The following is a 26,037-nucleotide window of genomic DNA, read 5'->3' on the forward strand; positions in this document are numbered from 1 at the left end:
GCCCGCCGGCGGCGGCAGCAGCGCGACCGTCGGCGCCGGATGCGCCCCGCCGGCCGGGTCCGCCCAGCGCACCACCGTGCCGTCGGCGTACGTCTGCACCACGGTGAACACCAGCCGGTCGGTGGCGGGCATCGGGCCCATGCCGAGCGGCAGCCGGGCCGCCCCGGTGCCGCCACCGGGCACCCGGAGCCAGGTCACGGCGTGGGTCACCTGGTTGAGTTCGGCCGCGTGGATGCCGGCGACCGGCTGGTCGAGGGTGCGGGTGGTGATGGTCGGCGCCCAGTCCGGCACGGACAGCGGGTAGACCTCACCGATCGGGGCGTCCGCGGGCATGGTCAGCTCGATCTTGGTGGTCCGGGTGCCCGGCCGGTCCGCGGGCACCACCACGGACAGTTCGATCGCGTCGCCCTGGTGCACCTCGCCGGGGGAGGTCGTGACGGTCACCCCGGCGGCGGCGCTCGCGGCGCCCGGCCAACCCACCGTCGCGGCGAGCGCGGCGGCCAGCAGCGCCGCCGCCCACCGGCCCTGACGGGTCATCCTCATGGTCGTCCCCATCCTTCTCGACTGGGGTCGGTACCGGCTCCGACCCCACCCGGTAGTTCGGCCGGGAGGACGGAAAGGTTCAACGGCACGCCCAACTCGTCGTCGGCGGGACGTGGCGTCGGCGTCGGCGGGGCTCGGGGCGACCGATAGCATCGCAGGGGCCGGTCACCGGCCCATCCGTACCTCGACGACAGGAGTCACCGTGTCCGCACCCCGTACCCCCGTCGTGGCCGACCCCGTCGTCGTCGCCGCCGGGACCACGGCGGCCGACGCGGTGGCCGCGGCCGGCCTGCCCACGACCGGGCCGAAGGCGGTCGTGGTGGTCCGCGACCCGCACGGCCAGCTGCGCGACCTGGACTGGAAGCCGGCCGAGGAGACCGCGGTCGAGCCGGTCGGGCTGGACACCCCGGACGGGCTGGACGTGCTGCGCCACTCGACCGCGCACGTGCTGGCCCAGGCGGTGCAGGACGTCTTCCCGGAGGCGAAGCTCGGCATCGGCCCGCCGATCGAGAACGGCTTCTACTACGACTTCCAGGTCGGCAAGCCCTTCCAGCCGGAGGACCTGGCCAAGCTCGAGAAGCGCATGCAGGAGATCGTCAAGTCCGGCCAGCGGTTCCGCCGGCGCCGGTTCTCCAGCCTGGACGAGGCCCGCGCCGAGCTGGCCGCCGAGCCGTTCAAGCTGGAACTGATCGAGGTCAAGGGCGAGGGCCTGGACTCCTCCGAGGTGATGGAGGTGGGCGGCGGCGAGCTGACCATCTACGACAACCTCGCCGCCAACGAGGAGAAGGTCTGCTGGTCGGACCTGTGCCGCGGCCCGCACCTGCCGAACACCCGGCTGATCGGCGCGTTCAAGCTGATGCGGTCGGCCGCCGCCTACTGGCGCGGGTCGGAGAAGAACCCGCAGCTCCAGCGCGTGTACGGCACCGCGTGGCCGACCCGGGACGAGCTGAAGGCGTACCTGAAGCTGTTGGAGGAGGCCGCCCGGCGCGACCACCGCAAGCTCGGCGCGGACCTCGACCTGTTCAGCTTCCCCGACGAGATCGGCTCCGGCCTGCCGGTCTTCCACCCCAGGGGCGGCGTGCTCAAGCGGGTGATGGAGGACTACGTCCGCACCCGCCACATCGAGGAGGGCTTCCAGTACGTCGGGACGCCGCACATCTCCAAGGAAGGTCTCTTCCACACCTCGGGACACCTGCCCTACTACAAGGACACGATGTTCCCGCCGATGGAGATGGAGGGCAGCGACTACTACCTCAAGGCGATGAACTGCCCGATGCACAACCTGATCTACCGGTCGCGCGGGCGGTCCTACCGGCAGCTGCCGATCCGGTTGTTCGAGTTCGGCTCGGTCTACCGGTACGAGAAGTCGGGCGTCATCCACGGCCTGACCCGGGTCCGCGGCTTCACCCAGGACGACTCGCACTCCTACTGCACCCGGGAACAGGCGCCGGCCGAGATCAAGCACCTGCTCGGCTTCGTGCTCAGCCTGCTGCGTGACTTCGGCATCGACGACTTCTACCTGGAGCTGTCCACCCGCGACGACAGCCGGCCGGACAAGTTCGTCGGCACCGACTCCGACTGGGCCACCGCCACCGCGGTGCTGGAGCAGTGCGCGCTGGAGACCGGCCTGGACCTGGTGCCGGACCCGGGCGGCGCGGCGTTCTACGGCCCGAAGATCTCGGTGCAGGCCAAGGACGCGATCGGCCGCACCTGGCAGATGTCGACCATCCAGTACGACTTCAACCAGCCGAAGGGCTTCGGCCTGGAGTACCAGGCGGCCGACGGCACCCGGCAGCAGCCGGTGATGATCCACTGCGCCAAGTTCGGCTCGATCGAGCGGTTCATCGGCGTGCTCACCGAGCACTACGCGGGCGCGTTCCCGGCCTGGCTCGCCCCGGTGCAGGTGGTCGGCATCCCGATCCGCGACGACCACGGCGACTACCTGGAGGAGTTCGCCGCGACGCTGCGCCGGCAGGGGATCCGGGCCGAGGTCGACCTGGGCGACGACCGGATGCAGAAGAAGATCCGCAACGCCCAGCAGCAGAAGATCCCGTTCATGGTCATCGCCGGTGACGACGACGTGGCCGCCGGCACCGTGTCGTTCCGCTACCGGGACGGGTCGCAGCGCAACGGTGTACCGCTGGACGAGGCGGCGGCGCACGTCCGCGAGGTCGTCGAGTCGCGTACCAACAGCGGCCCTACCGCCGCCGTCGCCGAGTAGCCGGGTCGCCGGACCGCGCCGCCCGCGTGGCGGCGCGGTTCGGCGACGGTCGGCCGCGGATCGTAGGATCGCCGGTGTGACAGGGGCGGAGCGGGACACCGGGTACGGCGGCGACGACGGGCTGGCGGACGGGCTGGACCGGCTCTGGACGCCGCACCGGATGACCTACATCTCCGGCGAGGACCGGCCCGAGGGCGGGTACGAGAAGCCGACCGGCTGCCCGTTCTGCCTGGCCCCCGGCCTGCCGGCGGAGGACAGCCTGGTGGTGGCGCGGGGCGAGCACGTCTTCGCGGTGCTCAACCTCTACCCGTACAACCCCGGCCACCTGCTGGTCTGCCCCTACCGGCACGTGGCCGACTACACCGAGCTGGACGAGCCGGAGACGGTCGAGCTGGCCGCGTTCACCAAGGCCGCCATGCGGGTGGTCCGGCACGTGTCCAGCGCGCACGGCTTCAACCTGGGCATGAACCAGGGCGGCGTCGCGGGCGCGGGCATCGCCGCGCACCTGCACCAGCACGTGGTGCCGCGCTGGGGCGGCGACGCCAACTTCATGCCGGTGATCGGCCGCACCAAGGTGCTGCCGCAACTGCTCGCGGACACCCGGGACCTGCTCGCCAAGGCGTGGCCGGCCTGACCGGGGCCCACCCCGACAGTACGATCTTGCGCATGGCCCTCCTGCACCGCGCGGAACTGCGCCCCTCGAAACTGGAGCTGCTCGTCGCCTGGCTGCCCGGCCGGTCCTGGTTCGTCGGCCGGGCCGGCGCCCCGGTGACCCGCGTGGCGGCGTACCGCTTCGACGACCCGGCCGGCGAGGTCGGCATGGAGACGCTGCTCGTGCGGGCCGGCGAGGGCCCGGTGCTCCAGGTGCCGCTGACCTACCGCGGCGCACCGCTGGCCGGCGGGGAGCGGTTCCTGGTCGGCACCGTGGAGCATTCCGTGCTCGGTCGCCGCTGGGTGTACGACGCGTGCGGCGACCCGGTCTACCCGCCGGCGCTGGCCGCCGCGGTGCTCACCGACGCCGGTCAGGCGCAGGAGTACTTCGAGGTCGACGGCGAACGGCAGGTGCGCGAGCCGAGCATGACCGTGTCGGGCAGCCGCACCGACCGGACGTGGCCGGCCGGCCCGGCCGACGAGGTGGTCGACGGCGACCCGACGGTCATCCGGGCCGGGGACGTCGAGCTGGTCCTGGTCCGGCGGCCCGTCCCGGCCGACACCGACGACGCCGGTGCGCCCGTTCCGAACCGGCTGACCGGCGCCTGGCCGGGGCAGGACGTCCCGGTGCTGCTGGCCTACGCCCGCTGACGTCCCGGTCGGCCCGGTCGGCCCGGTCGGCCCGGTCGGCTCGGCCACGCTTCGGTCTGACGGCGTCAGCCCGTCCACGCGGTCGGCCTGTCCACGGTCGGCCTGACGGCGCGGGCAGACTCGCCGGTCGCCGGGCGGACAGACCGACTGCTCAGGAGCGATATGACCAGGAGTCATAAATATGACTGCTGGTCATATCGCTCTCTCCGGAAGGCCCTTCCTCTCCCGTCACGCTGGGTTATGGCCGCCGGGCACTCGGGGTGACGAAGCCGCCCACTCGCGCCGGGAAGGTGACAGGATTCGGCGATGGCAGTCAGCACGCGGCCGCTGGGCCGCAGCGGCATCGAGGTGAGCGCGCTCGGCATGGGGTGCTGGGCGATCGGCGGCCCGTGGTCGGAGGGCGCCCGCCCGCTGGGCTGGGGCGCGGTCGACGACGACGAGTCGGTGCGAGCCGTCCGCCGCGCCCTGGACCTCGGGGTGACGCTCTTCGACACCGCCGACACCTACGGCGCCGGGCACGGCGAGCGGGTGCTCGGGCGGGCCCTCGCCGGCCGGCGGGACCAGGCCGTGATCGCCACCAAGTGGGGCTACACGTTCGACGAGCGGACCCGGCAGGCCACCGGGGAGAACGCCTCGCCGCAGTACCTGCGCCGAGCGGTGGTCGACTCGCTGCGCCGGTTGGACACCGACCGGATCGACCTCTACCAGCTGCACCTCGGCGACCTGCCGCTGCCCCGCGTCGAGGCGCTGGTCGGCACGCTGGACGACCTGGTCGCCGACGGACTGGTCCGGGCGTACGGGTGGAGCACCGACCGGGCCGACCGGGCCGCCGCCTTCGCCCAGGTCGCCCGCGGGGCCGCCGCCGTGCAGCACGCGCTCTCGGTGCTCCGGGACGCCCCGGCCATGCTGGCCGCCTGCGACAAGCACGACCTGGCCAGCCTGGCCCGGGGGCCGCTCGGAATGGGGCTGCTCACCGGCAAGTACACGCCGGAGTCGACGCTGCCCCGCGACGATGTACGCGGCCTCGGTCCGACCTGGCTGGAGTGGTTCCGCAGCGGCCGGCCGGCCCCCGAGTGGCTGCGTCGGGTGGCCCGGGTCCGGGATGCGCTCACCGCCGACGGCCGGACCCTGGCGCAGGGGGCGATCGGGTGGATCTGGGCGCGCAGCGACCGGGCCGTGCCGATCCCCGGCGCCCGCACGGTGGCCCAGGTCGAGGAGAACGCCGCCGCGCTGGCCCGGGGTCCGCTCGCCCCGGACCACTTCGCCGAGGTGGAGCGGCAACTGGCGGCGGTCCGCTCGGCCGCCCTCCGGGACGCCGACCGCCCCCACTGGCCGATGCCCCCCGTCCCCGCCGCCCGCCCCTGACGGCGAACGGGGGCGGGGGAGGGAGGCAGGGGCGGCGGGGTCAGTGGGTGGTGGACTCCTTGCGGGCCTGGTCGGCCAGGTGGGCCGGCATGGGCTCGTGGCGGGCGAACTCGCGGCGGAACGTGCCGGTGCCGGCGGTCATCGACCGCAGCTCCACCGCGTACCGCAGCAGTTCGGTCGCGGGCACCTCGGCGCGGACCAGGGTGCGGCCCTCGGCGTCCGGGTCGGGCTCGGTGCCGAGCACCCGGCCGCGCCGCCCGGACAGGTCGCCCATCACCGCGCCGACCGAGGAGTCGGCCACCCGGACGGTGATCTCGTCGACCGGTTCCAGCAGCGTCGGCTGACCCTTCTCGGCGGCGTCGCGCAGCGCCAGTGCGCCCGCGGTCTGGAACGCCGCGTCGGAGGAGTCGACGCTGTGCGCCTTCCCGTCGACGAGCGTGACGCGCAGGTCCACCACCGGGTGGCCGGCGACCAGGCCGCGCTCCATCTGCGCCCGGACACCCTTCTCCACCGACGGGATGTAGTTGTGCGGGACCGCGCCGCCGACCACCTTGTCGACGAACTCGAAGCCGGCGCCCCGGGGCAGCGGCTCCACCTCGATGTCGCAGACCGCGTACTGACCGTGGCCGCCGGACTGCTTGACGTGCCGTCCGTGCCCGCGCGCGGCGGCGGTGAACGTCTCCCGCAGCGCCACCCGGACCGGCTCGGTGTCCAGCTCGACCCCGCCGCCGCGCAGCCGGTCGAGCACCACGTCGGCGTGCGCCTCGCCCATGCACCACAGCACCAGCTGGTGGGTCTCCGGGTTGCGTTCCAGCCGCAGCGTCGGGTCGCCGGCGACCAGCCGGGACAGGTTGCGCGCCAGCGCGTCCTCGTCGGCCCGGCTGCGCGCCACGACCGCCACCGGCAGCAGCGGCTCGGGCATCTCCCAGGGCGCGACCAGCAGCGGCTCGTCCCTGGCGGAGATGGTGTCGCCGGTCTCCGCGCTGCCCGACTTGGTGACCGCGCACAGGTCACCGGCGACGCAGGCCGGCACCTCGCGCAGCGTCGCACCGAGCGGGCTGTAGACGTGGCCGACCCGCTCGTCGGCGTCGTGGTCCGGGTGGCCGCGCTCGGCCATGCCGTGACCGGACACGTGGATCACCTGGTCGGGGCGGAGCGTGCCGGAGAAGACGCGGACCAGCGAGACCCGCCCGACGTGCCTGTCGACCGTCGTCTTGACCACCTCGGCGACGAGCGGGCCGTCCGGGTCGCAGGTCAGCGGCGGGCGGGGCGAGCCGTCCACCCCGGTGACCGCCGGCAGGTCGTGCTCCAGCGGCGACGGGAACGCCGTGACCAGGCCGTCGAGCAGCGCGTCGAGGCCGACGCCGGTCTCCGCGCAGACCGGCACCACCGGGTAGAAGTGGCCGCGGGCGACCGCCGTCTCCAGGTCGGTGACGAGCACCTGGGGGTCGATCTGCTCGCCCCCGAGGTAGCGGTCCATCAGGGTCTCGTCCTCGCTCTCCGCGATGATCCCCTCGATCAGCTCGTCGCGGGCCTCCTGGATGGCGGGCAGGTGCTCGGGGTCCGGCTCGCGCACCGCCGCCGGCAACCCGGCCGAGTAGTCGAACACACGGCGGGTGATCAGGCCCATCAGACCGGCCACCGACTCGCCGTCGTCGCCGAGCATGGGCAGGTAGAGCGGCAGCACGTTGTCGCCGAAGACGCGCTGGCAGAGCGCGACGGCCTCGTCGAAGTCGGCGCGCGGGTGGTCGAGTCGGGAGACCGCCACCGCGCGTGGCATGTCCACCGCGGCACACTCCTCCCAGAGCGCGGCGGTGGCGGCGTCCATCCCGTCGACCGCGGAGACCACGAACAGCGCCGCGTCGGCGGCGCGCAGCCCCGCGCGCAGCTCGCCGACGAAGTCGCCGTAGCCCGGCGTGTCCAGGAGGTTGACCTTGACGTCACGGTGGACCAGCGGGGCGCAGGCCAGGCTCACCGAGCGTTGTTGGCGTACGGCGGCGGGGTCGTGGTCGCAGACCGTGGTGCCCTCGGTGACCGAGCCGGCCCGGCCGATCGTGCCGCTGGCCGCCAGCAGCGCCTCGACCAGAGTCGTCTTGCCCGCGCCGGAGTGCCCGACGAGCACCACGTTGCGAACCCTGCCGGGCTCGGTCACCACCGGCGCGCCGCCGGTGACACCCTTCTCGTTCTTCTGCGCCATCGCGGCGCACCTCCCTCAACCGGTGGTGGTGGCGACCGCCGCGGGCGACGGGGGAGCGGACCCGGACGGGCGCCGCGGCGATATCTTCCGGTGATCTGCTGCTGGACGGGAACGCGGACCGGTGATCCGGTGAACTGGCTCACCTCCCGGCTCGATCTCACACCCGCGCCGGTGCCGACACAAGTGTCGTCGGGCGGGTCGTCCGCCCGGCTGTGTCCTCGTCCGCTGCCGGCCGTTATCGTGGGACCGCCATGGCGAAGATCTTCCAAGTGACGGCCCGCGCGGGCATGACCCGCGTCGTGGAGCCGATCGCGCGCGGACTGCTCCGTGCGGGTGTGTCCCCGAACGCGGTCACCGTGACCGGCACCGTCGGCGTGCTCGTCGGCGCCCTCGGCTTCGGCGCGCGTGGCCACCTGGTCGCCGGCGCGCTGATCGTCACGGTCTTCGCCCTCACCGACCTGCTCGACGGCACGATGGCCCGGATGAGCGGTGGCTCGACCCGGTTCGGCGCGTTCCTCGACTCGAGCATGGACCGGATCGCCGACAGCGCGGTCTTCGGCGCGGTCGCGTACTGGCTGGCCACCGAACACGACTACTCGGGCGTGGCCGCGGCGCTGATCTGCCTGGCCGCGGGCGGGCTGGTCTCCTACGTGAAGGCCCGCGCCGAGGGGCTCGGCATGACCTGCAACGTCGGGATCGCCGAGCGCACCGAGCGGCTGCTCATCGTCGGCGTCGGCGGCCTGCTCACCGGCGTCGGCCTCCGTCCGGCGCTGGAGGTCGCGCTCTGGCTGCTCGCCGCCGTCTCGATCTTCACCGTCGGGCAGCGGATGGCCCACGTGTACCGCCAGGCCCAGCGGGTCGGCACGGAGTGAACCTCACCGAGGCGGGCTTCGTCGCGGGCTGGCGCCTGGTCCGGGCGCTGCCCCGGTCCGTCGCGGCCGCGGCCTTCCGGGCGGGCGCCGACCGCGCCCACCGCCGGGACGGCGGGGGTACGCGTCGACTGCGCGCGAACCTGCGCCGGGTGGTCGGCCCGGAGCTGCCCGAGGTGGAGCTGGACGCGCTGGTGCGTGCGGGCCTGCGCTCGTACGCCCGCTACTGGATGGAGGCGTTCCGGTTGCCCGGCCTGAGCCGGGCGCAGATCCTCGCCGGGTTCCGCCTGGACGGGCAGGACCTGCTCGCCGCCGACGTGGCGGCCGGGCGGGGTGCCGTGGTGGCGCTGCCGCACGCCGGCAACTGGGACGCCGCGGGCGCCTGGGTGGCGGCCACCGGCTGGCCGATGACCACCGTCGCCGAGCGGCTTCCGGACGGCGTCTACGAGCGGTTCGTCGGCTTCCGGGAAGGGCTGGGAATGGAGATCCTGCCCAACCGCGGCGGCTCGCGTCCCGCGTTCGACGTGCTGGTGGACCGGCTGCGCGCCGGTTACGTGGTGCCCCTGCTCGCCGACCGGGACCTGTCGGCCCGGGGCGTGGAGGTCGACTTCTTCGGCGGCCGGACCCGGATGCCGGCCGGGCCGGCGCTGCTGGCCATCCGCACCGGCGCCCCGCTCTACGTGGCCTCGATGTGGTACGAACCGGACGCGGCGTGCGCGTCGATCGAGGGCCCGCTGCCGCTGCCGGAACCGGACAGCGCCCCGCTCGACGAGCGGGTGCGCGTGGTGACGCAGCGGATTGCCGACGGTCTGGCGGCGGGCATCGCCCGGCATCCGGAAGACTGGCACATGCTGCAGCGGATGTGGCTGGACCAGGGGCCGCAGGGTGCGCCCACGTCGGCGCAGCCGCCGGCCACCACCGGGACGGTCTAGAGGGGGCGCCAGTGCGGATCGGCATCGTGTGCCCGTACTCCTTCGACGTGCCGGGCGGGGTGCAGAACCACGTCATGGACCTGGCCGAGGCGCTGCTCGGGCTCGGCCACGAGGTGAGCGTGCTGGCTCCGGCCGACGAGGACGCGCCGCTGCCGCCGTACGTGGTGTCGGCGGGCCGGGCCGTGCCGCTGCCGTACAACGGCTCGGTGGCCCGGATCGCCTTCGGCCCGGTCTCCACCGCCCGGGTGCGGCGCTGGATCACCCGCGGCGACTTCGACGTGCTGCACGTGCACGAGCCGCTGACCCCGAGCCTGTCGATGCTGGCGGTGCTCTGCGCCCGCGGCCCGGTGGTGGCCACCTTCCACACCGCGATGACCCGCTCCCGGGTGCTCTCCGCCGCGCAGGGGGTGCTGCGGATCGTGCTGGAGCGGATCACCGCCCGGATCGCGGTCAGCGCGCTCGCCCGCAAGGTGCAGGTCGAGCACATGGACGGCGGCGCGGTGGAGATCCCCAACGGGGTGACGGTGGCGAAGTTCGCCGGGGTGGCGCCGCTGCCCGACTGGCCGGGGGAGTGCGCACCGGGCGCCGGCGGCACGCTGGGTTTCCTGGGCCGGTTCACCGAGCCCCGCAAGGGCTTCCCGATCCTGCGCGACGCGTTCGTCGCGCTCGCCCCGCGACGCCCCGGGCTGCGTCTGCTGGTGGCCGGTCCGGGCGACGCCGACGAGCTGTACGGGCGGTTCCCGGCCGAGCTGCGCGACCGGGTCACCTTCCTCGGCCTGGTCTCCGAGGCGGACAAGGCACGCATGCTGCGCAGCGCGCACCTCTACGTCGCACCGAACACCGGAGGGGAGTCCTTCGGGATGATCCTCACCGAGGCGCTCGCCGCCGGCACCACGGTGGTCGCCAGCGACCTGGACGCGTTCCGCCGGGTGCTCGACGGCGGCCGGGCCGGCCGGCTCTTCCCGACCGGCGACGCGGTGGCGCTGGGCGCCGCGCTGACCGAGCTGCTCGACGACGAGGGCCAGCGGGCCGGGCTGACCGCCGCCGGCGACCAGGTGGTGGCGAATTTCGACTGGCCCGTGGTTGCCCGCCGCGTTCTGGAGGTATACGCAGCCGCGATCGAGGCCACCGACGGCCGGGTCATGGACCAGGAGTGGGCGGGGCTGGGCTGAGCACGGTGGCCGGTGGGGCCGCTGTGACGAGCGCGTCGACCGGTGCCCGCGCCGGCCGGCCGGGATGAGGAGCAGCACTACGATGCCGGGCATGTGGTGGGTGGTGGGCGCGCTTCTGGTGCTCGGGCTGGTCTCGGCGTACCTGACCTGGACCTCCGGCCGGGTGCAGCGGCTCCAGGTCCGGGCGGACTCGGCGGCCCGTGCGCTGGACGCGCACCTGCTGCGCCGCGCGGCCGCCGCCGCGGTCCTGGCCGAGCAGCGGTACGGCGTGGAGCTGTACGCCGCCGCCCGGATCGCGCTGGACGCCGCCCCGGAGGAGCGTGAGGCCGCCGAGAACGACCTCACCCGGCAGTTGCGCGCGGTGCGGCTGGACCCGGACGACGCGGCCTGCGCGGCGGTGATCGCCGCCAGCCGCCGGTTGGCGTTGGCCCGGCAGGTGCACACCGACCTGGTCCGGGACGCCCGCTCGGCCCGCAGCCGGCCGGTGGTGCGGCTGTTCCGAATGGGACGGGGGCGGGAGTGGCCCCGCTACTTCGACATCGACGACCCGACGGTGGTGCCCCGCGCGGACGTCACCACCGGCTGACCGGGTCCGGGGGCCGTGACGGCGGCCACAGGGCAGGCCACCGGGGGGCCGATTGGCTGTCGGAGCGGCGTCGCGCCGGTCGTAGCATTCCAGCGCAGCCCCCCTCCCCAGCACGCCGAGGAGCGATGACCCGTGTCTGAATCCACCTCCCCGACCACCGACGCCACCGTCGGCACCGCCCGCGTCAAGCGCGGCATGGCCGAGATGCTCAAGGGTGGCGTCATCATGGACGTGGTCACCCCCGAGCAGGCGAAGATCGCCGAGGACGCCGGCGCCGTGGCCGTGATGGCTCTGGAGCGCGTGCCGGCCGACATCCGCGCCCAGGGTGGCGTGTCCCGGATGAGCGACCCGGACATGATCGACGGCATCATCTCCGCCGTCTCGATCCCGGTGATGGCCAAGGCCCGGATCGGCCACTTCGTCGAGGCGCGGATCCTCCAGGCGCTCGGCGTCGACTACGTCGACGAGTCCGAGGTGCTGACCCCGGCCGACTACGCCAACCACATCGACAAGTGGGCGTTCACCGTCCCGTTCGTGTGCGGCGCGACCAACCTGGGCGAGGCGCTGCGCCGGATCACCGAGGGCGCCGCCATGATCCGCTCGAAGGGCGAGGCGGGCACCGGTGACGTCTCCAACGCCACCACCCACATGCGGAAGATCCGGCAGGAGATCCGCCGGCTCCAGTCGCTGCCGGCCGACGAGCTGTACGTCGCGGCGAAGGAGCTGCAGGCCCCGTACGAGCTGGTCAAGGAGGTCGCCGAGCGCGGCAAGCTGCCGGTCGTGCTGTTCACCGCGGGCGGCATCGCCACCCCGGCCGACGCGGCCATGATGATGCAGCTCGGCGCGGAGGGCGTGTTCGTCGGCTCGGGCATCTTCAAGTCCGGCAACCCGGCCCAGCGGGCCGCCGCGATCGTCAAGGCGACCACGTTCCACGACGACCCGGACGTGCTGGCCAAGGTGTCGCGGGGGCTGGGCGAGGCGATGGTCGGGATCAACGTCGACGAGATCCCCCAGCCGCACCGCCTCGCCGAGCGCGGTTGGTGAGCATGTAAGGAAGGGCCCCTTCTTAACGCATCCGGTAGAGAAAGGGCCCCCGCTCAACACCTGTGGGAGGAACGGCGTGACCGTACCCGTGATCGGCGTGCTCGCGCTCCAGGGCGACGTACGCGAGCACGTCGCGGCGCTGACCGGCGCGGGCGCCGACGCCCGGCCGGTGCGCCGCCCCGGCGAGCTGGACGCGGTCGACGGCCTGGTGGTGCCCGGCGGCGAGTCGACCACGATCAGCAAGCTGGTGGACATCTTCGAGATGCGCGAGCCGATCGACAAGCGGATCGCCGCCGGGATGCCGGTCTACGGCTCCTGCGCCGGCATGATCATGCTGGCCACCGAGGTGCTGGACGGCCGCCCCGACCAGCGCGGCTTCGCCGGCATCGGCATGACGGTCCGGCGCAACGCGTTCGGCCGCCAGGTGGACTCGTTCGAGGCCCCGGTGTCGATCAGCGGGGTCGACGGCGACCCGTTCCACGCGGTGTTCATCCGCGCGCCGTGGGTCGAGCGGGTCGGCCCGGACGTCGACGTGCTCGGCCGGGTCAGCGACGGCCCGGCGGCCGGCCGGATCGTCGCGGTCCGCCAGGGCAACCTGCTGGCCACCTCGTTCCACCCCGAGCTGACCGGCGACCTGCGCCTGCACCGCTTCTTCGTCGACCTGGTCCGGGCCGCCGCCTGACCGGCCGCCGGCGCGTGCCGCGCCGCTCGTGGTGACGGGAGTGACGCGCGGTGACGTCCGCTCGGTAGGATTGCCGGGTTCGGCTCCGGCGTGGGCTGTCGACGCAGGCGTGGATCACTAACGGAGGTACTCAGATGTCCGGCCACTCAAAGTGGGCGACCACCAAGCACAAGAAGGCCGTGATCGACGCCAAGCGCGGCAAGATGTTCGCCAAGCTGATCAAGAACGTCGAGGTGGCGGCCCGCACCGGCGGCGGCGACCCGGCCGGCAACCCGACCCTCTACGACGCCATCCAGAAGGCGAAGAAGAACTCCGTCCCGAACGACAACATCGACCGCGCGGTCAAGCGCGGCTCCGGGCTGGAGGCGGGCGGCGCCGACTGGCAGACGATCATGTACGAGGGCTACGGCCCGAACGGCGTGGCGATGCTGATCGAGTGCCTCACCGACAACCGCAACCGCGCCGCCACCGAGGTGCGCACCGCGCTGACCCGCAACGGCGGCTCGCTCGCCGACGCCGGCTCGGTGTCGTACATGTTCTCCCGCAAGGGCGTGGTGATCGTGCCCAAGGCCGGCACCAGCGAGGACGACGTGATGATGGCCGTCCTCGACGCCGGCGCCGAGGAGGTCAACGACCTCGACGAGGCGTTCGAGGTGGTCTCCGAGCCGGGCGACCTGATCGCGGTGCGCACCGCGCTGCAGGACGCCGGCATCGAGTACGAGTCGGCCGAGTCCTCCCTGATCCCCAGCGTGAACGTGCCGCTGGACGAGGAGGGCGCGCGCAAGATCTTCAAGCTGATCGACGTGCTGGAGGACTGCGACGACGTGCAGAACGTCTACGCCAACTTCGACGTCTCCGACGAGGTGATGGCCGCGGTCGGCTGACCCGGCCCGCGCCCGTCCCTCCTGCGTCGATCGTGAGGTCGGCGGCGTCGGTCGTCCCTTCTGTCGCCGCCGGGTGCTGGAGCGGGAGTGGCGCGCGGGTGGCCTGAGGCCCGGCGCACCGGTGGGCCCGGCGCACGCCCCACCGGAGCGTGCGCCGGGCCGGTCGGTCACCGGCGGCCGGCGCGGACCGCCTTGACCGCGCTGTCGATCACGTCCCAGCCCGCGACGACCACGGTGACCACCACGGCGATCCGGGCGACGTCGTCCGCGCCGCCCTCACGGAGCCAGGCGAAGCGCTCGATCAGGTCCGGGTTGAGCAGCCGGTCGGTCAGCAGCAGCCACACCACCGGCGCCGCGAACGCCAGGTTGAGCAGCGCGTTGACCGCCACGAGCGGCCAGGTCCACCGGCCCGACCGGTACTTCGCGACCTCCAGGCCGACGGTGGCCAGCAGCACCGCGATCAGCGCCGGGAGCCAGAAGCTCCAGAGCGCCGGGTCGAGCACCGGCAGCCGGGACCCGTCGCCGCCGGCCCAGTGCTGGAAGTGCTGCCCGACCAGGACGCCGACCGTGCCGAGCAGGAACACCACGGACGCGACGCTGTCCGGCTGGCTGATCTGCCGCTCGTGGGTCTCCTCGGGGAGTTGGTCGACGGTCCACTCGGGCAGCCCGAGCGGGGCCCGGGTGCGCTCCAGGACGGCGAAGGACAGCGTGACCCAGAAGGCGATCTGCACGGCCGTCTGCAACGCGCTCGCGATGCCGGCGCCGATCGCCGCGCCCGGTTCGCCGCCGACCGTCGCCTTGACCACGCCGGTGACCACGCCGACGATCGCCGGGATCCAGGTGAGCAGCGTCCGCAGCACCCGCCACCAGAGCAGGTAGTAGCGCGGGCCGATGAGCTGGAGCGTGCGGTCGCTGTAGCGCGCCGCGAGCTGCTCGGGGTTGCCCATCTCGGTGAGCACCTCGCGCTCGGCGGAGCCGTGGTCCTGCCCGCCGGCGGTCCGGTCGTCGATCATGTCGGCGATGGAGGCGCGCAGCTCCTCGGCGAGCTCGGCGCGGCGGGGCGCCGGCACGGTCCGGAGGGTGGCCGCGACGTAGCGGTCGGTCAGGGAACTCATCGCCCTACTCCTTCGATCAGCTGGGTGACGGACGTCTGGACCGCGGTCAGGTCGTCGAGCAGGCGGCCCAGCACCCTCTCGCCGTCGTCACTGGTGCGGTAGAACTTGCGCGGCCGGCTCTCCTCGGTGTTCCACTCGCTGGTCAGCAGGCCCTGTTCCTCGAGCCGGCGCAGCAGCGGGTAGAGCGTGTTGGCGTCGACCGCGAAGCCGTGCGCGGCCAACCGTTGCAGCAGGGCGTAGCCGTAGTCGGGGCGGCGTAGGGCGACCAGGCTGGCCACCACGATCGTGCCGCGTCGCAGCTCCTGGAGGTGGGTCCGGAGGACCTCGTCGCTGACCATGTGACACACGATAGTGTGTGCCACACACCATTGCAATCGAGTACAGCATCGTGTGGCGTACGTCCGGGCGGTAGGGAGAGACGCCGGCCACCCCCGGCGCGGACGGTGGAGCCGGTCGGACCGCCTCGGTAGGGTGGGTCGGTCGACTCCGACGCAACTTGATCCACAACCCGGGGGGCGCCACGCATGGGCGATTCGTTCGCGCATCTGCACGTACACACCGAGTACTCGATGCTCGACGGGGCGGCCCGGCTCAAGGACCTGTTCGCCGAGGCGGCGCGGCTCGGCATGCCGGCGGTGGCGATCACCGACCACGGCAACATGCACGGCGCGAACGACTTCTACAAACAGGCCATGGCCGCCGGGGTCAAGCCCATCCTCGGCGTCGAGGCGTACGTCGCGCCGGAGTCGCGCTTCCACAAGGCCCGGGTCAAGTGGGGGCGCCCCGAGCAGAAGAGCGACGACGTCTCCGGCAACGGCGCCATCACCCACATGACCATGTGGGCGGCGAACCGCACCGGCCTGCACAACATGTTCAAGCTCAACTCCCGCGCCTCGATGGAGGGCCACTACGTCAAGTGGCCCCGGATGGACATGGAGCTGATCGCCGAGCACGCCGAGGGCATCATGGCCACCACCGGCTGCCCGTCCGGCGCGGTGCAGACCCGGCTGCGGCTCGGCCAGTTCGACGAGGCGCTCAAGGTCGCCGCCGCCTACCAGGACATCTTCGGCAAGGACAACTACTTCCTGGAGATCATGGACCACGGGCTCGACATCGAGCGCCGGGTCCGCGACGGGCTCACCGAGATCGCCCGCAAGCTCGACATCCCGCCGGTGGTCACGAACGACTCGCACTACACCCACGAGGCCCAGGCCGAGGCGCACGACGTGCTGCTCTGCGTGCAGACCGGCAGCAACGTGGCCGACCCGAACCGGTTCCGGTTCGAGGGCGGCGGCTACTTCGTCAAGTCCGCCGACCAGATGCGCGCCGTGGACTCCTCCGAGCTGTGGCAGCAGGGCTGCCGCAACACGCTGCTGGTGGCCGAGAAGGTCGACCCCACCGGCATGTTCACGTTCCACAACCTGATGCCGCGGTTCCCGATCCCCGAGGGCGAGACCGAGGAGTCCTGGTTCCGCAAGGAGACGTTCGCCGGGCTCAAGCGCCGCTTCCCGGGCGGGATCCCGGAGGGCCACGTCGTCCAGGCCGAGTACGAGCTGGGCGTCATCATCCAGATGGGCTTCCCGTCCTACTTCCTCGTGGTCGCCGACTTCATCCAGTGGGCCAAGAGCCAGGGCATCGCGGTCGGTCCGGGGCGTGGCTCGGCCGCCGGCTCGCTGGTGGCGTACGCGCTGGGCATCACCGACCTCGACCCGATCCCGCACGGCCTGATCTTCGAGCGGTTCCTCAACCCCGAGCGCGTCTCGATGCCGGATGTCGACATCGACTTCGACGAGCGCCGGCGCGGTGAGGTCATCAAGTACGTGACCGACAAGTGGGGCGAGGACAAGGTCGCGCAGATCGCCACGTTCGGCACGATCAAGGCGAAGGCCGCGATCAAGGACTCGGCCCGGGTGCTGGGTTTCCCGTACGCGGTCGGCGACCGGATCACCAAGGCCATGCCTCCGGCGGTGATGGGCAAGGACATCCCGCTGTCCGGCATCTTCGACCCGAAGCACCCGCGCTACGCCGAGGCGGGTGAGATCCGGGGCCTCTACGAGACCGACCCGGACGTCAAGAAGGTCATCGAGACCGCGAAGGGCATCGAGGGCCTGATCCGGCAGACCGGTGTGCACGCCGCGGGCGTGATCATGTCCGCCGAACCGATCATCGAGCACATCCCGCTGATGCGGCGCGACTCCGACGGCGTCATCATCACGCAGTTCGACTACCCGACCTGCGAGTCGCTCGGGCTGCTGAAGATGGACTTCCTCGGCCTGCGCAACCTGACGATCATCGACGACGCGGTGAAGAACATCCAGCTCAACCACGGCCTGGAGCTCGACCTGCTGGGCCTGCCGTTGAACGACAGGCAGGCGTACGAGCTGCTCGCCCGCGGTGACACGCTCGGCGTCTTCCAGCTCGACGGCGGCCCGATGCGCTCGCTGCTGCGGCTGATGAAGCCGGACAACTTCGAGGACATCTCGGCCGTGCTGGCGCTCTACCGGCCCGGCCCGATGGGCGTCGACTCGCACACCAACTACGCGCTGCGCAAGAACGGGCTCCAGGAGATCACCCCGATCCACCCGGAGCTGGAGGAGCCGCTGCGCGAGATCCTCGCCCCCACCTACGGCCTGATCGTCTACCAGGAGCAGGTGCAGCGCGCCGCGCAGATCCTCGCCGGCTACACGCTCGGCCAGGCGGACCTGTTGCGCCGGGCGATGGGCAAGAAGAAGAAGGAGATCCTGGACAAGGAGTTCATCCCGTTCCGGGACGGCTGCCGCGAGCGCGGCTACTCCGACGAGGCCATCCAGGCGGTGTGGGACGTGCTGGTCCCGTTCGCCGGCTACGCGTTCAACAAGGCCCACTCCGCCGCGTACGGCCTGGTCTCCTACTGGACCGCGTACCTGAAGGCGCACTATCCCGCCGAGTACATGGCCGCGTTGCTCACCTCCGTCGGTGACGACAAGGACAAGATGGCTCTCTACCTGTCCGAGTGCCGCCGGATGCGTATCCAGGTCCTCCCGCCGGACGTGAACACCTCGGCCGGCCCGTTCACTCCGGTCGGCAAGGAGATCCGCTTCGGTCTCGGCGCGGTCCGCAACGTCGGCGCGAACGTGGTCGCGTCGATCATGCGGTGTCGCGACGAGAAGGGCGACTACACCGACTTCTACGACTTCCTGTCCAAGGTGGACGCGGTCGTCTGCAACAAGAAGACGATCGAATCGCTGATCAAGGCCGGCGCGTTCGACTCGCTCAAGCACCCCCGCAAGGGCCTGTTGGCGGTGCACGCCGACGCCATCGACGCGTACGCCGACGTCAAGCGCAAGGAGGCGGTCGGCCAGTACGACCTCTTCGGCGCCGGCTTCGGCGACGCGGACACCGGCGGCAGCACCACGGTCATGCCGGTCATCGGCGACAGTGAGTGGGACAAGCGGGACAAGCTCGCCTTCGAACGCGAGATGCTCGGCCTCTACGTCTCCGATCACCCGCTGTTCGGCCTGGAGCACGTCCTCGGCGCGGCGGCCGACACCACCATCGCCGCGCTCTCCGAGGAGGGCACCGTGCCCGACGGCGCGGTGGTCACGCTCGCCGGCATCCTCTCCGGCGTGCAGCGTCGGGTCACCAAGCAGGGCCGGGCCTGGGCCTCGGCCACCCTGGAGGACCTGGCCGGCGGCGTGGAGACGCTGTTCTTCCCGAACACCTACGAGGTGATCGGGCAGTACATCGCCGAGGACGCCATCGTGGTGGTCAAGGGCCGGGTCGACAGGCGCGACGACACCCCCCGGATCATGGCGATGGACATGTCCATGCCGGACGTCACCAGCAACCCGGCGAACAAGCCGGTCACCCTGACCATCCCGGTGCACCGCTGCACGCCGCCGCTCGTCGAGCGGCTCAAGGAGACCCTGGTGCTGCACCCGGGCGACTGCGAGGTGCACGTCAAGCTGCTCAACGGCGGCAAGGTCACCACGCTGCGCCTCGGCCCGTTCCGGGTCGCGCCGACCACGGCCCTGATGGGCGACCTGAAGAGCGTGCTCGGTCCGGCCAACGTGAGCTGACCGGCGACGTCGGGCCCGGCCGGCACTCCATCCCCGGCCCGGTCCGGCGTCCCGTACCGGGCCGTACGGTCCGCGTGCGGTCCGGTGAGACCTGGTCCACAGTGGCGAGATGGACACCACCACCCCCACCCCCGAGGCTGTCCGACCCGCCCACCGGGACCGGACCCGGTACCTCTACCTGGCGGTCATCGCCGCCGTCGTCGCCGGCATCGTGGTCGGCCTGGTCGCGCCCGACGTCGGTACGGCGCTGAAACCGCTGGGCACCGGCTTCGTGAACCTGATCAAGATGATGATCAGCCCGGTGATCTTCTGCACCATCGTGCTCGGCGTCGGATCCGTCCGGCAGGCGGCGAAGGTCGGCAAGGTCGGCGGGCTCGCGCTCGGCTACTTCCTGGTCATGTCGACGGTCGCGCTCGCCATCGGCCTCGTGGTCGGCAACATCATCCACCCCGGCTCGGGCCTGGACCTGGGCCCCGAGGTGGCCGACGCCGGTCGGTCCGCCGCCGGTGACGAGAGCGCCGGCACGGTCGACTTCCTGCTCGGCATCATCCCGACCACGCTGGTCTCCGCGCTGACCGAGGGCGAGGTGTTGCAGACCCTGCTGGTCGCGCTGCTGGTCGGCTTCGCCGTGCAGGGCCTGGGCAGCCGGGGCGAGCCGGTACTGCGGGCGATCGGCGTCCTGCAGCGCCTGGTCTTCAAGGTGCTGGCCATGATCATGTGGCTGGCCCCGATCGGCGCGTTCGGCGCGATGGCGGCAGTGGTCGGCGCCACCGGCGTGGACGCGTTGAAGAGCCTGGCCCAGATCATGCTCGGCTTCTACGCCACCTGCCTGATCTTCGTGATCGTGGTGCTCGGCCTGCTGTTGCGCCTGATCTCCGGCATCTCGATCTTCTCGCTGCTGCGCTACCTGGGCCGGGAGTTCCTGCTGATCCTCTCCACCTCGTCGTCGGAGTCGGCGCTGCCCCGACTGATCGCCAAGATGGAGCACGTCGGGGTCGGTCGGCCGGTCGTCGGCATCACGGTCCCGACCGGCTACTCGTTCAACCTCGACGGCACCGCCATCTACCTCACCATGGCCTCGCTGTTCGTGGCCGACGCCTTGGGCAAGCCGCTGGCCGTCTCCGAGCAGATCTCGCTGCTGGTCTTCATGGTCATCGCGTCCAAGGGTGCCGCCGGCGTGACCGGCGCCGGTCTGGCCACGCTGGCCGGCGGCCTCCAGTCGCACCGGCCGGACCTGGTCGACGGCGTCGGCCTGATCGTCGGCATCGACCGGTTCATGTCCGAGGCCCGGGCGCTGACCAACTTCGCCGGCAACGCCGTGGCCACCGTGCTGGTCGGCACCTGGACCGGTGAGTTCGACCGCGACCAGGCGCGCGCCGTCCTGGCCGGGGACCGGCCGTTCGACGAGGCCAGCATGGTCGACGAGGACGACGACGAGCCCACGGCCGAGGACGCCCCGCCCGGCGCCGACCGCCCGCTCGCCGGCTCCACCACCTGACCCGCCGCCAGCCGGCGCCGGGCCCGGCTCGGCTCGGCTCGGCCCGGCTCGGCCCGAACTCACCAGAGGCGGGATTGGCTACGTCAGGTCCGGCATGGTCTGCCTGCGGACCAGCCGTGCGCCCTGGAGCAGCGCTTTTGCGAGACGGGCACGGCCGGAGCGCCCCGTCTGTGTGGGTGGGTCCACCTCCCGAGGCCCACCCTGACTCGACCGACCAGAAGGGCACGTGGGTTTCGAGCGATATACCGCTGAGTCATAAATATGACTGAGCGGTATATCGGCCTTCAACCATCGCCTTAATGCGGCGGCAACGCCGCGGGCCCGGCCGCGATCATGCACTTTCCGTCCGGGCGAAAGGGGTGAAACGCCCAGTGAGGCGGCCGGAACTGCAAGATCGTGGGGCGTGGGGCGTGGGCCCAGGGGTGAGGCCTGGGTGGGGTGCAGGGCGGGGCCAGGGTGCAGGGCGGAGCCAGGGTGCAGGGCAAGGCCGGGGTGCAGGGGGGCCGGGGATTGGGGCAGGGCAGGGCCGGGGGTGGGGGGCAGGGCAGGGCCGGGGGTGCGGGGCAGGGCAGGGCCGGGGGTGGGGGGATGCAGGGCAGGGCCGGGGGTGGGGGGATGCAGGGCGGGGCCGGGGGCGCAGGGCGAGGTCGAGGGTAGGGGTGCAGGGCGGGGCCGGGGGCGGGGCGCAGCGCGGGGGGCGTAGGGCGGGGCGGGGATGGCAGGGGGCGGGGAGCGTGGGGCGAGGGTGAACGGCGGGCGGGGTGGAGTGCGGGCCACGGGGGTGGGATTGGTGGTTTCGGGTGGGGGTGGGGATGGCTAGCGTCCGTGGCATGGAGCTGGAGCAGGCGCGGAAGTTGTGGCAGGTGGAGCCGGGCTGGTTGAACACGGCGACCTTCGGGTTGCCGCCCGATCCGGTGTGGACGGCCGTGCAGCAGATGCTGGCCGAGTGGCGGACCGGCGAGGTGTCGTTCGAGGTGTGGGACGAGTCGGTCGGCCGGTCCCGGGCCGCGTTCGCCCGGCTGGTCGGCGTGGACCCGGCCGACGTGAGCGTCGGCGCCGCCGTGTCGCAGCTGGCCGCGCCGATCGCGGCGACACTGCCGCGGGGAGCCACGGTGGTCGTGCCCGAGGTCGAGTTCACCTCGATCCTGTTCCCCTGGCTGGTGCAGGAGGAGCGCGGCGTACGGGTACGGACCGTGCCGCTCGACGGCCTGGTCGACGCGATCGACTCCGGCACCGACCTGGTGGCGTTCAGCGTGGTGCAGTCCGCCGACGGCACGGTCGCGCCGTACGACGAGATCGTCGCGGCGGCCCGGGCGCACGGCGCGCTCGTCGTGGTGGACGCGACGCAGGCGTGCGGGTGGCTGCCGTTCGCGGCCGACCGCGCGGACGCGGTGCTGGTGGGGGCGTACAAGTGGTTGATGGCGCCGCGCGGCGCGGCCTTCGCCTACCTGGCCCCGGCGCTGCGCGAGCGGATGCGCCCGGACGCCGCCGGCTGGTACGCGGGCCGCGACCCGCACGCCTCGTACTACGGCATGCCGTTGCGGTTGGCCGACGACGCCCGCCGTTTCGACATCTCCCCGTCGTGGCTCTGCTACGCCGGGGCGGCACCGGTGCTGGAACTGCTCGCCGACCTCGATCTGGCGGCGGTACGGGACCACGACGTGGCGCTGGCCAACAGGTTCCTGGCCGGGCTGGGTCGGCCGCCGGGCGACAGTGCGATCGTCAGCGTGGACGTGCCGGACGCGCAGGCGCGGCTGGCCCGTGCCGGAGTGCGCGCGGCGGTACGGGCCGGGCGGGTCCGCGCCTCGTTCCACCTCTACACGACCGAGGCGGACGTGGACCGGGCGGTGGAGGCGCTGACCGGCTGACCGCTCAGGCCAGGTGGCCGCCGATCTTCGTGTAGCCGCGCAGCAGGTCCCGCGAGATGATCAGCCGCTGCATCTCGTCGGTGCCCTCGAAGATCCGGTAGAGCCGGACCTGTCGGTACCAGCGCTCGATCGGCAGTTCCCGGGTGTAGCCCATGCCGCCGTGGATCTGGAGCACCCGGTCGACCACCCGGTTGACCATGCCGGCGCCGTAGAGCTTGCCCATCGAGGAGGCGTGCCGGGGGTCGAGGCCCTGGTCGACGGTCCAGGCCGAGCGCAGGATCAGCCAGCGGGCGGCCTCCAGCTCGGTCTCCGAGTCGGCGATCATCCACTGGATGGCCTGGTTGGTGGCGATCGGCGCGCCGAACGTCTCGCGCGTGTTGGCGTGGTCGATCGCCATCTGCAGGGCGCGCTCGGCGATGCCGACGGCGTGCGACGGGATGGTGTAGCGGCCCTTGCCGATCCACTCCATGCCGAGCGTGAAGCCCTGCCCGATCTCGCCGAGGATGTTGCGGTGCGGCACCCGTACGCCGTCGAAGATCAGCGAGGCCGGGCCGCCCTCGCCCATGGTCTGGATGAACTCCGACCGCCAGCCCATCGCGCGGTCCACCAGGAACGCGGTGGCGCCGCCGCGCCGGGCGCCCTTCTCCGGGTCGGTCACCGCGACCACGATGGCGAAGTCGGCGTCGTTGCCGTTGGTGATGAACGTCTTCTCGCCGTCGAGGACCCAGTCGTCGCCGTCGCGGCGGGCGCGCAGCTTGATGTTGGCCGCGTCGGAGCCCGCGCCCGGCTCGGTGATGGCGAAGCAGGAGATCCGCTCGCCCTCGATGGTCGGGATCAGGAACTCGCGCTTCTGCTCCTCGGTGGCGTGGAACAGGATGTTGTCGGCCTCGCCGCCGAAGCGGAACGGCACGAAACTACGGCCCAGTTCGGTCCAGATCAGCGACTGCATCACCGCGGGCAGGTCCATCCCGCCGTACTCCTCGGGGGTGGCCAGCCCCCAGAACCCGAACTTCTTCGCCCTGAGCTGCAACTCGCGCAGCTCGGAGCGGTCCAGGCCGGGGCGGTGTGCGCGCTCGCGGCGCAGCACCTCCTGCTCCAGCGGCAGCACCTCGCGGGTGACGAAGGCGCGCACGGTGTCCCGGACGGCCCGTTCCTCGTCGGACAGTGCGAAGTCCACGATGCCCCCTCGGTCGGCGTGGCGACCGTCGCGGGCGGCGGCGGTCGCCCTTAAACTAGCGGTGTAAGTTTTCATCCGTCCAGACCCTCCTGTGGCCGCCGCGGTGAGGCCCGCCCGGTTAGGGTGCGTGATCAGGTGGTTTCGGACGGGAGGCGGTTTGCGGGACCTGGTCTGCGAACAGGTGAGGGGAGTGGCCGGCAACCCGGCGACCCCGTCGGAATTGCTGCTGCGCATGCTTGACGACAGCGACGCGGGCGTAGCGGTGCTGATCTTCCGGAACGCGCTGCCGGACGACTTCTGCGCCGCCGTCGCCGCGCACCCGGATCGGCGGGTGCGGGCGGCGCTGGCGGACAGTGCGTCAGCCACGCCGCACCAGCGTGCCCTGCTCGTCGACGATCCCGCGCCGATGGTCCGTATCCTGCTCGCCCACGGGCCGGACCTGTTCCGGGCCACGCCCGCGCCGCTGCCCGAGGAGACCTACGCCCGGCTGGCGGCGGACCCGGACCAGCGGGTCCGCGACGAGGTGGCCGGGTCCCGGCAGTGTCCGGTGCACGTCCGGGCCCGGATGGTCGAGGACCCCGATCCCGAGGTCCGGGTCTCCGGGTACGCAGGCTGGGTGGATCCGCCGGACGACCTCACCGACCGGCTGCTCACCGACCCCGACCCCCGGGTGCGCGACGCGGTGGCCCGACGGGCGTGGCGCCGACGCCCGGAACTGCTCGCCGGCGTGCTCGACGCGGCGTGGTCGGACCCCTGGTGGCTGCGGGACCTGGCCGTCGAGATCCCGTTGGCGCGGACGGTGGCGCAGCGGCTCGCCCGGCACCAGGACCGGGACGTCCGCGCGGCCGTGGCCGAGAACCCGCACCTGCCCCGCGACCTGGTCGAGGAGTTGGCCACCGACCCCGACCCGACGGTGCGGCTACGGCTGTCCCTGCGACCCGGGCTCACCGAGGCCGAGCGCGCCGCCGTCGACTACGAGGTGCGGCCGGAGACCCGGCTCCGACCCGCTCGGTGGGTGCTCGACCGGCTCGGCGACCCCGACGCACTGGACGGCGCCGTCCGCTCGGCCCACGTCGGGCTGCGGCGCAGCGCCGCGTACAGCCCGAACCTGCGTCCGGACCAGGTGGCCCGGCTCGCCGGCGACGACGACTTCGCGGTCCGGCTGCTGCTCGGTGAGCACCACGACGAGGTCCCCGGGGAGCTGCTGCTCGCGACGTACCTGGAGGCTCAGGTGATCACGGCGAGCATGTTGATCGCGCGGCCCAACTTCCCGCGGGTCGGGCTGGCCCGGCTGGCGGACTCCGCCGATCCGAGGGCGCGCATGCTGGTCCGCTACGACCCGGAGGCGCCGGCCGAGCTGATCGACCGGCTCAGCCGTGATGCCGACGGCGGCGTCCGGTCCTGGATGGCGTCCGACCCCCGCCTCGCCGCCGGGCGGCTGGCCGAACTGCTCGACGATCCGGCCGCCGCGGGATCGGCGGCGCGGAACCCCAACCTTCCGGTCCCCCTCATGGAACGGATCCTTGCCGGGGCGGGGATCCTCCCGGCCTCCACCGGCTCCGCCGCCCGGGAGGTCTGACATGCCTCGTCCCCGCCAGGCCCGGCTCAACCGGGACCGGATCGTCGAGACCGCGCTCGTGCTCATCGACGCCGACGGTCTCGGCGCGTTCTCCACCCGCCGGCTGGCCGCCGCGCTCGGCGTGCAGGGCCCTTCGCTCTACAACCACTTCGCCACCAAGGACGAGATCCTCGACGCCGTGGCGGACAGCGTCACCGGCACGGTCGACGTCAGCGTCTTCGACCGGAACGACTGGGTCGAGGCGCTACGCCGCTGGGCCCGGTCCTACCGCGCGGCGCTGGCCGCGCACCCGAACATCGTCCCCTACCTGGCGCAGGGGCCGGGCCGCCGGCCGGCCGCGCTGGCCATGGCCGACGCCGTCTACGGCGCGCTGGTCCGGGCGGGCTGGCCGCCGGCCCGGGCCACCCACATCGGCGCCGCGCTGCGCTACTTCGTGGCCGGGTCGGCGCTCGGCTCGTTCGCGAGGGGGTTCGTGGAGGACCCGGAGTTGTACGCGGCCCACCCGCACCTCACGCAGGCCCACCGGCTGCGCGGCCACCAGCGCAGCGTCGACGAGGGCGCGTTCACCCTCGGCCTGGACGCGTTGCTGCACGGCCTCGCGGCCGAGTACGCCCGGACGGTGACCCCTCTGGAACGTGCCAGCGGTCCGGGGTAGCGTCGAAACTCCCACTGCTAGTTTCCCGCCCCCGAAGGGACTCCATGGATCTCGCCGACGCGCCTCCCGCCCTGCTGGTCCGCCGCCACCTGCACCTCGCCGGGGACTGGGCCGACCCGGCGGACGGCGGGACGATCCCGGTCGAGAACCCGGCGACCGGGGAGATCATCGGGCAGGTCCCCGCCGGCACCCCGGCCGACGTGGACCGGGCCGTCGCCGCCGCCCGGGCCGCCTTCCCCGGCTGGGCCGCCACGGCACCGGCCGACCGGGCCGCCCACCTCGACCGGCTG

22 protein-coding genes are annotated in these 26,037 nt (G+C 72.8%); 17 read left to right on the forward strand and 5 right to left on the reverse strand.

The window, feature by feature from the left end; all coding sequences use genetic code 11:
* Window positions 1-543, reverse strand: a 543-nt coding sequence (locus HUW36_RS05310; RefSeq protein WP_174527087.1) for a DUF1775 domain-containing protein, incomplete at its 3' end; no start/stop codon positions are given.
* A gap of 202 nt (window positions 544-745) precedes the next feature.
* On the opposite strand from HUW36_RS05310, the gene thrS reads away from it, so the two are divergent.
* From thrS to HUW36_RS05330, 4 genes are all read left to right on the forward strand, one after another.
* Window positions 746-2,764 carry a threonine--tRNA ligase gene (thrS, locus tag HUW36_RS05315; RefSeq protein WP_174527088.1) on the forward strand — a complete coding sequence of 673 codons (2,019 nt, stop codon included), beginning with the start codon at window positions 746-748 and terminating at the stop codon, window positions 2,762-2,764.
* A 76-nt stretch (window positions 2,765-2,840) separates the two neighbouring features.
* Window positions 2,841-3,398 (forward strand): HIT family protein, encoded by a 558-nt coding sequence (locus HUW36_RS05320; protein WP_425487218.1) that lies wholly within the window; start codon window positions 2,841-2,843, stop codon window positions 3,396-3,398.
* A 32-nt stretch (window positions 3,399-3,430) separates the two neighbouring features.
* The gene (locus tag HUW36_RS05325; RefSeq protein ID WP_174527089.1) at window positions 3,431-4,066 is read left to right on the forward strand and encodes a CG0192-related protein; all 636 of its coding nucleotides are present in this window, start codon (window positions 3,431-3,433) and stop codon (window positions 4,064-4,066) included.
* A gap of 306 nt (window positions 4,067-4,372) precedes the next feature.
* Window positions 4,373-5,431: an aldo/keto reductase gene (locus tag HUW36_RS05330; protein ID WP_174527090.1), complete on the forward strand. Its 1,059-nt coding sequence runs from the start codon at window positions 4,373-4,375 to the stop codon at window positions 5,429-5,431.
* 40 nt (window positions 5,432-5,471) lie between these two features.
* On the opposite strand, the gene HUW36_RS05335 is transcribed toward HUW36_RS05330, so the two are convergent.
* Window positions 5,472-7,628: an elongation factor G-like protein EF-G2 gene (locus HUW36_RS05335; protein ID WP_174527091.1), complete on the reverse strand. Its 2,157-nt coding sequence runs from the start codon at window positions 7,626-7,628 to the stop codon at window positions 5,472-5,474.
* A gap of 251 nt (window positions 7,629-7,879) precedes the next feature.
* On the opposite strand from HUW36_RS05335, the gene pgsA reads away from it, so the two are divergent.
* The 7 genes from pgsA (at window position 7,880) to HUW36_RS05370 (ending at window position 13,797) form a co-directional block, all read left to right on the forward strand.
* Window positions 7,880-8,500, forward strand: coding sequence for a phosphatidylinositol phosphate synthase (gene pgsA, locus HUW36_RS05340; RefSeq protein WP_174527092.1), 621 nt, complete (start codon window positions 7,880-7,882; stop codon window positions 8,498-8,500).
* A complete protein-coding gene (locus HUW36_RS05345; protein WP_174527093.1) occupies window positions 8,497-9,429 on the forward strand; it encodes a phosphatidylinositol mannoside acyltransferase in 933 nt (310 codons plus the stop codon). Before pgsA ends, HUW36_RS05345 begins: the two co-directional genes overlap by 4 nt.
* An 11-nt stretch (window positions 9,430-9,440) precedes the next feature.
* Window positions 9,441-10,601 carry a glycosyltransferase family 4 protein gene (locus HUW36_RS05350; protein WP_174527094.1) on the forward strand — a complete coding sequence of 387 codons (1,161 nt, stop codon included), beginning with the start codon at window positions 9,441-9,443 and terminating at the stop codon, window positions 10,599-10,601.
* 82 nt (window positions 10,602-10,683) lie between these two features.
* Complete coding sequence (locus tag HUW36_RS05355) at window positions 10,684-11,187, forward strand: hypothetical protein (RefSeq protein ID WP_174527095.1); 504 nt, start codon at window positions 10,684-10,686, stop codon at window positions 11,185-11,187.
* Between the two features lie 132 nt (window positions 11,188-11,319).
* Entirely contained in the window at window positions 11,320-12,231 is a 912-nt protein-coding gene (gene pdxS / locus HUW36_RS05360) for a pyridoxal 5'-phosphate synthase lyase subunit PdxS (RefSeq protein ID WP_174527096.1), read from the forward strand.
* A gap of 76 nt (window positions 12,232-12,307) precedes the next feature.
* Entirely contained in the window at window positions 12,308-12,913 is a 606-nt protein-coding gene (gene pdxT / locus HUW36_RS05365) for a pyridoxal 5'-phosphate synthase glutaminase subunit PdxT (RefSeq protein ID WP_174527097.1), read from the forward strand.
* Window positions 12,914-13,047: 134 nt separating this feature from the next.
* Window positions 13,048-13,797: a YebC/PmpR family DNA-binding transcriptional regulator gene (locus HUW36_RS05370; RefSeq protein ID WP_174527098.1), complete on the forward strand. Its 750-nt coding sequence runs from the start codon at window positions 13,048-13,050 to the stop codon at window positions 13,795-13,797.
* A gap of 167 nt (window positions 13,798-13,964) precedes the next feature.
* On the opposite strand, the gene HUW36_RS05375 is transcribed toward HUW36_RS05370, so the two are convergent.
* The gene (locus tag HUW36_RS05375; protein WP_174527099.1) at window positions 13,965-14,912 is read right to left on the reverse strand and encodes a permease prefix domain 1-containing protein; all 948 of its coding nucleotides are present in this window, start codon (window positions 14,910-14,912) and stop codon (window positions 13,965-13,967) included.
* Window positions 14,909-15,250 (reverse strand): PadR family transcriptional regulator, encoded by a 342-nt coding sequence (locus HUW36_RS05380; RefSeq protein WP_174527100.1) that lies wholly within the window; start codon window positions 15,248-15,250, stop codon window positions 14,909-14,911. The genes HUW36_RS05375 and HUW36_RS05380 overlap by 4 nt, the downstream gene beginning before the upstream one ends.
* Before the next feature lie 186 nt (window positions 15,251-15,436).
* Between HUW36_RS05380 and dnaE the strand changes: the two genes are divergently transcribed.
* The 3 genes from dnaE (at window position 15,437) to HUW36_RS05395 (ending at window position 22,336) form a co-directional block, all read left to right on the forward strand.
* Complete coding sequence (gene dnaE / locus HUW36_RS05385; protein WP_174527101.1) at window positions 15,437-18,970, forward strand: DNA polymerase III subunit alpha; 3,534 nt, start codon at window positions 15,437-15,439, stop codon at window positions 18,968-18,970.
* A gap of 109 nt (window positions 18,971-19,079) precedes the next feature.
* A complete protein-coding gene (locus HUW36_RS05390) occupies window positions 19,080-20,468 on the forward strand; it encodes a cation:dicarboxylate symporter family transporter (protein WP_174527102.1) in 1,389 nt (462 codons plus the stop codon).
* A gap of 830 nt (window positions 20,469-21,298) precedes the next feature.
* Window positions 21,299-22,336 (forward strand): aminotransferase class V-fold PLP-dependent enzyme, encoded by a 1,038-nt coding sequence (locus tag HUW36_RS05395; RefSeq protein ID WP_174527103.1) that lies wholly within the window; start codon window positions 21,299-21,301, stop codon window positions 22,334-22,336.
* A 4-nt stretch (window positions 22,337-22,340) separates the two neighbouring features.
* Here the strand turns inward: HUW36_RS05395 and HUW36_RS05400 are convergent, their stop codons facing one another.
* Window positions 22,341-23,513 carry an acyl-CoA dehydrogenase family protein gene (locus tag HUW36_RS05400; protein WP_174527104.1) on the reverse strand — a complete coding sequence of 391 codons (1,173 nt, stop codon included), beginning with the start codon at window positions 23,511-23,513 and terminating at the stop codon, window positions 22,341-22,343.
* Between the two features lie 190 nt (window positions 23,514-23,703).
* Between HUW36_RS05400 and HUW36_RS05405 the strand changes: the two genes are divergently transcribed.
* From HUW36_RS05405 to HUW36_RS05415, 3 genes are all read left to right on the forward strand, one after another.
* Window positions 23,704-25,092 (forward strand): LRV domain-containing protein, encoded by a 1,389-nt coding sequence (locus HUW36_RS05405; RefSeq protein ID WP_174527105.1) that lies wholly within the window; start codon window positions 23,704-23,706, stop codon window positions 25,090-25,092.
* Between the two features lies 1 nt (window position 25,093).
* On the forward strand, window positions 25,094-25,747 hold the full coding sequence (locus HUW36_RS05410; RefSeq protein ID WP_174527106.1) for a TetR/AcrR family transcriptional regulator C-terminal domain-containing protein: 654 nt from the start codon (window positions 25,094-25,096) through the stop codon (window positions 25,745-25,747).
* Between the two features lie 44 nt (window positions 25,748-25,791).
* The coding region (locus HUW36_RS05415) for an aldehyde dehydrogenase family protein (protein WP_174527107.1) at window positions 25,792-26,037 on the forward strand (246 nt) is incomplete at its 3' end.

This window comes from Micromonospora maritima, from assembly GCF_902825405.1.
In the GTDB taxonomy this organism is placed as follows: domain Bacteria; phylum Actinomycetota; class Actinomycetes; order Mycobacteriales; family Micromonosporaceae; genus Micromonospora; species Micromonospora maritima.